Raw genomic sequence first — 8,249 nt, forward strand, 5'->3', positions numbered from 1 at the left:
TACCTTCCCGCACGCCACTGCCGATCCACTGGTGTTTCGCTTACGCCTGGCTAACGCGGGCTGTGGGGGGCTACGGGGCGCGGGGCGCGGGGCGTGGGGTCGCGGCGTTGCGGCACATCGGCCGCGTACCGAGGGCCGTGAAGCCGGCGTGGGCCGCCTCGCCGACAGCAACGCGCGCTGATCTGCGCCCCGTTGGACCAGACGCACGCTGATCGAAACCGGGTACCGGCTACCGGCTACCGGGTGCAACGGGTACCGGGTGCGACGGGTGCCTCCTCAGGCTCCTGGCCGCGAGGCCGTGCCGTGCCCGTGGCGGCCGAAGGAGCGCCGATAGGCGGCGGGCGTGGTGTGCACCAGGGCGTGGAAGCGCCTGCGGAGGTTGACGGCAGAGGACAGACCGACCTGGACCGCGATCGTCTCCACGGGGAGTTCCGTCTCCTCCAGAAGGGCCCGGGCCGCTGCGACGCGCTGCTGGAGCAGCCACCGGCCGGGGCTGACGCCGAGCTGGTCGGCGAACCTGCGGGCAAGTGTCCGCGGCGAGATCTTGGCTTGTGCGGCGAGGTCGTCGACGGTGAGGGGGTGTTGCAGCCGTTCGGTGGCCCAGTCCAGGACGGGGGCCAGCGAGTGGGGTGGGCGGTCGGCCGGGGGCGCGGTGCTGTACTGCAGTTGCCCGCCCTCGCGGTGCGGGGGCATCACCATGTGCCGGGCGATGTGCGCCGCGTGGGCGACGCCGTGGTCGGCGCGGGCCAGATGCAGGCACAGGTCGATGCCGGCGGCGGTGCCGGCGCTGGTGGCGATGTCGCCCAAGTCGATGTACAGCGTGTCGGGTTCGACCTGCACGTGGGGGAAGCGGGCGGCGAGCTCGCCGGCGAGCCGCCAGTGCGTGGTCGCCCTTCGGCGCGTCAGCAATCCGGCCTGGGCCAACAGAAAGGCACCCGAGCAGATCGAGACGATGCGGGCGCCGCGGCGGTGCGCTCGCCGGAGCGCATCGAGCACCGCGGGCGGGGCGCTCTCCGCGTGGTGGTGCCAGCCGGGGATCACCACCGTGTCCGCCGTCTTGAGCGCCGTGAGGTCCTCGTTGACCGTCATGTCGTATCCCGCCAGGGTCGGCACCACTCCCGGCCGCTCGGCGCACACCGTGAACGTGTAACGACTCGACAGGCCGGGGCGGCGCAGACCGAAGACCTCAGCGGCGCAGGCCAGCTCGAACGTGGATTGCGGCGGCAGGACCAGCGCGACCACTCGGTGAACACCCATGGCAGCAAAGTACCTGTAGGTGTCGATCCAGACACTGGGCGGGGGCGCACGTCCGCACCAGGATGGGGGCATGACGCACGAGGCAAGTGACGTACGGATCCTGCACGTTGACGAGGTCGACCCGGTTGAGGTCGTCCCGGGGATCATCCGACGGCGGCTGCCCGCTACCGAGCGGGCCCGTGGCTGGATGTACGACTTCGCTCCGGGAGCCGAGTGGCCCGAGGTGGACGTGCACGAGGGCGAAGAGCGCTATTACGTGATCGCGGGCGAGTTCATCGACCGGGGACAGCGGCTCGGTCCGGGCAGCTATGTCGTGTTCGCGCCGGGCAGTACGCATCGCCCGCGGACCGAAACCGGCGGGCGCATGCTGGGCATCAGCATCCTCGCCCGTTAGGGCGTCGAACTCCCGCCTGCCCCGCGACGCCTGGCACGGGCGCTCGCCGCACGGTTCGAAGGCGATCCGGTCCGCCGAGGTCCCGCAGAGACAGCTCGCCGAACCCGCCGCTGCCCTGCGGCGTGCTCGTGCCGGACGGGCCGGCGATGTCCAGAACACGGGGAGAGTCCCCGTCGCACCCATTGATCACGAGGAAGAGAAGCCGTGCAGAACTCACTCCAGCCAGCAGAACTGGATGCCGCGATCGACGAGGTGCACCGCGCAGGGATACCGGGGGTGTTCGCCGAGGTGCGCGACGGTGACCAGGTATGGCGCGGCGCATCCGGGGTCGCCGACGTCTCGACGGGCGATCCCGTCACTCCCGACATGCGGCACCGCGTCGGCAGTGTCACCAAGACCTTCACCGCCGCCGCAGTCCTCCAGCAGGTCGAGCGGGGGCAGATCCGGCTGGACGCGCCGATCGGCCACTACCTGCCGCGGTTGGTGCCCGGAGCGCGCGGCGACTCGATCACGGTGCGGATGCTGCTCAACCACACCAGCGGCCTCGCCGAATACCTTCCCAGCGCCTACCCGTCCTTCAAGACGTTCCCCTCGCTGTCGGGCGTCTCGCCCGCGAGCCTGGACGACAACCGGTTCCGGACGTTCCGCCCGACCGAGCTGATCGACATGGGGGTCGCGGCACCCGCCGTCGGCACACCGGGTAGCACCCCAGGGGTGTACTCCAACACCAACTACCTGCTGCTCGGTGAACTCCTGGAGCAGGTGACGGGTACCACGGCCGAGCAGTACATCACCCGGAACATCATCGAGCGTGCTGGGCTCCGGCACACGGAGTTTCCGGCCGAGCCGGACATCGAGGGACCGCACGCGCGGATGTACGAGGCCTTGTACGGCCTGATCGACCCGCCGCGCGACTACAGCACCTACGACATGTCCTGGGTGGGGCTCGGGGCCGCCCTGGTATCAACCGTTGCGGACCTCAACCGTTTCTACGGCATGCTGCTCGCCGGCGGGATCGTCGACCAGTCGTCGCTGGCGCAGATGCAGTGCACGGTCCCGGTCCGCGCCCTGGACGGGACGAGGGTCAACTACGGCCTGGGCTTGCACAAGGTCAGCATCCCGGGGCGCGGCACCTGCTGGGGCCACGACGGTACGGTCTGGGGCGCCTCGACGATGTCCCTGACCAGTGCCGATGGCCAGCGACAGATGTCCGTCGCCATGAACCTCGTACGGTGGAACACACTGGACTCTTCGGGCAAGCCGCAGCACCACCCCATCGACGACGCGCTGACGACGTTGTACCGGCGAGCGATGCGCGCTGGCGGAAACGGGAACAGCGGCTGCCGGTAGCAGGCCGATGAACCTGACCGGGCGGGCCGCGAGACGCCATGGGCGTGGTCGAGACCTTGGTGCACCTGCAGGGCATCGCCGAGGGGCCTCGGCGTCGGCCGGATGCCGGAAGCGGACCTTTGCCACCGGGTGCTGACACGCCTCTTTCCCCCTGCACCGACAGACACCGACCGGTGGCTCACTCTCCTGTGGGCCACCGGTCGTGCGGAACTACCGGGTCAGCCACGACTGACGAGGTGGCGTGGGCAAGGTGCACCCGCCGAGGACAGGCGGTAGACACCAACCTCGGCGAGACCGTGCACCGTGGCCGTCATCGGCTCTCCTGCGCTTGCTCGGGCTGCGGTGATACGGCGTCAGAATGCTCACCGTGGCGATGCGTGGGGCGTGATGCGGCCGTGCGGGGTTCGGGCAGGCGCCACGCCAGGGCGGCCGGCACGAGGAGGATGCCGATCAGAGTGGCGAGCACGGCGCGGATGCCCCAGGCGTCGGCGAGCATGCCGAAGAGCGGCGAGAGGAGCCCGCCCGCCGAGAGGGTGACGCCCAGCGTCAGTCCGCTCGCCGTGCCGATGCGGGTGGGCAGGTAGTCCTGCGCCAGCGTGACCTGCGCGGCGAACGGCACGAACAGGACCGTGCCGTAGAGGAAGGCACAGACGAGCACCCCGGCGATATGCGGCATGAGCACGACGCCGGCGACGGCGACGGCGGAGATGAGGTAGCCGTAGCGCAGGGCGGCCAGGCGGCCCCAGCGCTCGGCGCTCCACCCGCCCGCCAGCGTGCCGACGACGCCGCCCGCGGTGAACGCGGTGAGGGTGGCCGAGCCGGTGGCCGCCGAGACCCCGAAGCGGCTGATCACGTACAGCGCGGCGAGCGACCCCATGACGACGTACGGGATCGACCAGAACACCGAGATGACGGAGAGCGTGCCGAAGGCCCGCCAGTTGTCCGGGCGGCCGGTCTGCCCCGCCTTGCCGTCAACGCCCGTGGTGTGCGGCGGAGTTGTGGTGACGATCTGCCAGGAATGCCGGGTCACCAGGCAGACTGCGCCCATCACGATGGCGGGCAGGGCGAGCAGCCAGGTGCTGGAGATACCGGCGCCGTTGATCACCACGGACACATAGAGCGGGGCGAGGGCGGCGCCGATATTCCCGCCGGCGGCGAAGACGCTTATCGACCGTGCACCGCCGCCGCCGAGGGTGCGTGCCGCCATCGCGCCCGCCGGGTGGAACGCGGCGTGCCCGATGCCGGCGAGCGCGACCGCGATCCACGTCCACACATACGCGTCGCCCAGGCCGGACAGGCCCACCCCGACTCCCGCGGTGACCATACCGGCCGGCACCAGCCAGCCCATCGGCCGACGGTCGGCCAGCAGCCCGACCAGTGGCTGTATCAGGCTGGACAGCCCGGTGGCGGCCAGCGTGATCCCGGTGATCAGGGTGTAGCTGTAACCACGCCCGGCCTGGAGGAACGGCAGTAATGCGGGGATCGCGCCCTGGTACATGTCGTTGACCCCATGGGCAACCGTGAGCAGCCCGAGGTCTCTCTTGTTCTTCACACTTCCCCCCGTTGGGTGGTGGATGGTCTCCGGAGCTCCGGTTCCGCTCAACGCCGCACCGGGACCGCCGCCGGGACTCCGCACGGCGTAGGGCTCGGCTCCGCTCGCGACGAGGCGTACGGCTCGCCTCTGGTCATGGCGAGGCGTACGGCGCGCAGGGCCGACAGATCGGCGCGCGGATCCCCGTCGACACGGCCTGCGAGATGCCCGCGTGGGTGCCGATGATCCGCGACCTCGCCACCGAGGAACCAGCAGTGGCCGCCCGGCGGGGTCGGGTCCACCTCGTGGAAATCAACCAGCCGGGATAACCCGGCCTCCGGCGCATCGGACGCGCCGACCTTGCTCGCTTTCATGGCTCTCTCCCCCATCCGTGCTGTGCGCACGGCCGTGCCCCACGGCACGTGACCGCGCCGAATGTGCGGGTGGCCCCTTCAGCCCCTTGGTTGAATTCTGCATATATAAATTGAGCTTCAGGAATTGCGCTACATCGGTCGTTTTCGCGTACCTCGGCCGTCGCGGACGCTCATCGAACGCCGAGGGTCAACACTGGGAATCTTGCAGAGATCTGTCAAGGGCAAAGAGGGCTTTGACTGCTGACACCGCTGGCAGGGGCGCGGGTGTCTGGCCCGGCCCGGACGGTGTATCGCCGTGCCCGCCTCGGTGTGGTGTCCGGGCGCCGGCCATTCCGAGCGGGTGAATAACGGTGAATCGAAGAACGTACCCCGAGAAATTCCGAGATGGCGATATGAAGTCGGTCGAAGGTGGCCAAGTACAGGGAACTCCGGAAATGGGGGAGTGTCTGAAACATGGCGGCGGACACGACGGCGCTCGCACCGGACCGGTTGAAATGGGCCGGCCGTCGTGTCAGGGGTGGCCGAATCCTGACCCGCCCCGGCGGGGTGTTGTCGCGGCAACCGCCGCTGCACCGCCGCCGGCCTACCCCGCTGACCAGCACGGTGCGCATATGTCCCGGCACACAGCGGGTTTGAGCATGACCGGGCGCTCGGGCATGCTGGAAGCCAGGGCCGTTCCTTTGGATGCGCAAGCCGGACCCCCGAGCCCACAAGGATCCCAAAGAAGCACCCTGGGAGGCCTGAGTGAGGTGGGTGCCATGAACACCTACGACGCCCCTCGGCAGGAACGGCTGTCGGACACGGAGCTCGTGCCTGTGATCATGATCGACGACCGGGGGGCCGTCACGGGCTGGAGCCGGGAGGCCGAGCGGCTGCTCGGGTACCCGGCCGCGGAAGCCGTGGGGCGACCGGCCGCCGATCTGCTCGTCCCCGACGGCACCCCGCCCTTCTGGGCCCTGCCGGCAGGGCAGGGCGGCTGGTCGGGAAGACTCTCCGCGCGGCGGCGGGACGGCGGTCTGCTCCAGCTGAGAGGGCTGGGCTACCGGTTCATGGGTCACGGCGCCCGGGTCCAGTGGATGCTGGTGGTGGAGGCACCGGGCCGCTTCCTCCCGCACGAGGTCGAACAGACCATCCTGGACTGGCTGTTCACCCGCTGCCCGGTCGCGGTGACGGTCTACGACACCAAGCTGCGGTGTGTGCGGCAGAACGCCGCCATGGACGAGCTGATCGGTGTGTCCGAGGCCGAGCGCCGGGGCAAGCGCCTGCTGGAGGTCGTGTCCGGGGCCGATCTCCAGGCGTGGGAGCGGTGGATGCGCCAGGTGATCGAGACCGGCGAACCCGCCTTCTGCGACGGTCTGCACGGCCGGATCCGCACCGCTCCCGACCACGAGCGGGTCTTCTCCGTCTCGGCCTCCGCGCTGCACGACCCGCGGGGCGCGGTCCTCGGACTGTGCACCACGGTCTCGGACGTCACCGAGCAGCACCGTGCACGGGAGCGGCTGACCCTGCTGAACGAGGCCAGCACCCGCATCGGCAGCACGCTGGACGTCATGCAGACGGCCCAGGAACTCGCCGCCGTGGCTGTTCCCCGGCTCGCCGACTGGGTCACCGTCGACTTGCTGGAGACGATGCTCACCGGTGACGAACCCAGTCCGTTCGCCGGTGTCGTGGTGCTGCGCCGGGTGGCGAACCAGTCGATCCTCGAAGGCGCTCCCGAGGCGGTCCGCCGGCCCGGAGAGGCGGACTACTACCCCGCGCACTCGCCCCCGGTGCGCTGTATGGCGACCGGCCGGTCGCTCATCCATCACGTCACGGACCCCGACATGCGGGCCTGGCTGTCCGACGACCCGGTCAGGGACCGCAAGTTCCAGGAGTACGGCTTCCAGTCGATCATGAGCGTTCCCGTGCGCGCCCGGGGCATGACGCTGGGCGTCACCGTCTTCTTCCGGCGGACCGGCGAACCCTTCGCGGACGACGACCGCCTCCTGGCCGAAGAGCTGGTCGCCCGGGCCGCGGTCTGTCTGGACAACGCCCGCCGCTTCACCCGCGAGCGCACCGCCGCCCTCACCCTCCAGCAGAGCCTGCTCCCGCAGGGCCTTCCCTCCCGGACCGCCATCGAGACCGCTTCCCGGTACCTCCCCGCGGGCGGCCAGTCCGGGCTGGGCGGCGACTGGTTCGATGTGATCCCGCTGTCCGGCGGCAGGGTGGCGCTGGTCGTCGGCGATGTCGTCGGCCACGGCCTGCTGGCCGCCGCGACCATGGGGCGGCTGCGCACGGCGGTGCGCACCCTCGCCGATGTCGACCTGCCGCCGGACGAGTTGCTCACCCACCTCGATGACGTGGTCATCCGGCTCGCCGCAGAAGACAACGAGTCCATCGGCGACAACGCCGTCCTCGGGGCCACCTGCCTCTACGCGGTCTACGACCCGATCAGCCGGGCCTGCTGTCTCGCCCGTGCCGGGCACCCTCCGCCGGCCGTGGTCACCCCGGCGGGCGATGTCCGCCTCCTCGCGCTGCCCGCGGGCCCGCCGCTCGGCCTGGGCGACCTGCCCTTCGAATCCACCGAGGTCGAACTCCCCGACGGCAGCCTGCTCGCGCTCTACACCAACGGGCTGCTCGGCTTCCGTGAACGCGACCCCGACGACGCACTCGACCGGCTGTGCCGCGCCCTCGCCGAACCCGCACCCTCACTGGGCGCCCTCTGCGACCATGTGCTCGAAACCTCGCTGCCGGAGCGCCCCGCCGACGACGCGGCCCTGCTCATCGCCCGCACCCAAGCCCTGAACATGGATCAGATCGCCGTCCTGGACGTACCCGTCGACCCCTCGACCGTGGCCACCGCCCGCTCCTGGGCCACCGGCCGGCTCGCCGCGTGGGGGCTGGAGAACGCCTGCTTCGTGACCGAGCTGGTGGTGAGTGAACTGGTCACCAACGCCATCCGCTACGCCGGCGGGCCCATCCAACTGCGCCTGATCCGGGACCGCACCCTCATCTGCGAAGTGTCCGACGGCAGCAGCACCGCCCCGCACATGCGCCGCGCCCGGCTCTCCGACGAGGGCGGCCGCGGCCTCCTCCTGGTCGCCCAACTCACCGAGCGCTGGGGCACCCGCCACACCCGCGAGGGCAAAACCATCTGGTGCGAACAACTCCTCACCACTGACTGAGCACGGGGTCTGCAAGGAGACATGGGGCCCCCGGTCCCGTGCCGGGGCGCAGTACTGCCGGGGCCGCACCCGCCCAACTGGGCCCGGGCCCTTGCGCCCCGTGGGGGCCAACATCGTTGACTGACCCGCCCGTTCGAGGCTACCCGCGCGTAACATCGGAAGCGGCATGGGTGAGAATG

6 protein-coding genes and 1 pseudogene are annotated in these 8,249 nt (G+C 70.6%); 4 read left to right on the forward strand and 3 right to left on the reverse strand.

The window, feature by feature from the left end; translation table 11 throughout:
- Nucleotides 1-276: 276 nt before the first annotated feature.
- Nucleotides 277-1,257: a helix-turn-helix domain-containing protein gene (locus tag AB0G84_RS36100; protein WP_361330925.1), complete on the reverse strand. Its 981-nt coding sequence runs from the start codon at nucleotides 1,255-1,257 to the stop codon at nucleotides 277-279.
- Nucleotides 1,258-1,327: 70 nt separating this feature from the next.
- Here AB0G84_RS36100 and AB0G84_RS36105 point away from each other — a divergent pair, with 70 nt between their 5' ends.
- The 3 genes and pseudogenes from AB0G84_RS36105 to AB0G84_RS36115 all read left to right on the forward strand — a co-directional run.
- Entirely contained in the window at nucleotides 1,328-1,651 is a 324-nt protein-coding gene (locus AB0G84_RS36105; protein ID WP_361330928.1) for a cupin domain-containing protein, read from the forward strand.
- Nucleotides 1,652-1,855: 204 nt separating this feature from the next.
- Nucleotides 1,856-3,001 (forward strand): serine hydrolase domain-containing protein, encoded by a 1,146-nt coding sequence (locus tag AB0G84_RS36110; protein WP_361330931.1) that lies wholly within the window; start codon nucleotides 1,856-1,858, stop codon nucleotides 2,999-3,001.
- A gap of 35 nt (nucleotides 3,002-3,036) precedes the next feature.
- A pseudogene (locus AB0G84_RS36115) lies at nucleotides 3,037-3,277 on the forward strand (hypothetical protein); the annotation flags it as partial.
- Between the two features lie 34 nt (nucleotides 3,278-3,311).
- Here AB0G84_RS36115 and AB0G84_RS36120 read toward each other — a convergent pair.
- Together AB0G84_RS36120 and AB0G84_RS36125 are read right to left on the reverse strand one after the other, a co-directional pair.
- Entirely contained in the window at nucleotides 3,312-4,553 is a 1,242-nt protein-coding gene (locus tag AB0G84_RS36120; protein WP_361330934.1) for an MFS transporter, read from the reverse strand.
- A gap of 47 nt (nucleotides 4,554-4,600) precedes the next feature.
- Nucleotides 4,601-4,906, reverse strand: coding sequence for a hypothetical protein (locus AB0G84_RS36125; protein ID WP_361330937.1), 306 nt, complete (start codon nucleotides 4,904-4,906; stop codon nucleotides 4,601-4,603).
- Between the two features lie 758 nt (nucleotides 4,907-5,664).
- Between AB0G84_RS36125 and AB0G84_RS36130 the strand changes: the two genes are divergently transcribed.
- Nucleotides 5,665-8,070, forward strand: coding sequence for a SpoIIE family protein phosphatase (locus tag AB0G84_RS36130; protein WP_361330940.1), 2,406 nt, complete (start codon nucleotides 5,665-5,667; stop codon nucleotides 8,068-8,070).
- Nucleotides 8,071-8,249 lie beyond the last annotated feature (179 nt).

The sequence above is a fragment of the Streptomyces sp. NPDC020742 genome (genome assembly GCF_040641675.1).
GTDB lineage: Bacteria > Actinomycetota > Actinomycetes > Streptomycetales > Streptomycetaceae > Streptomyces.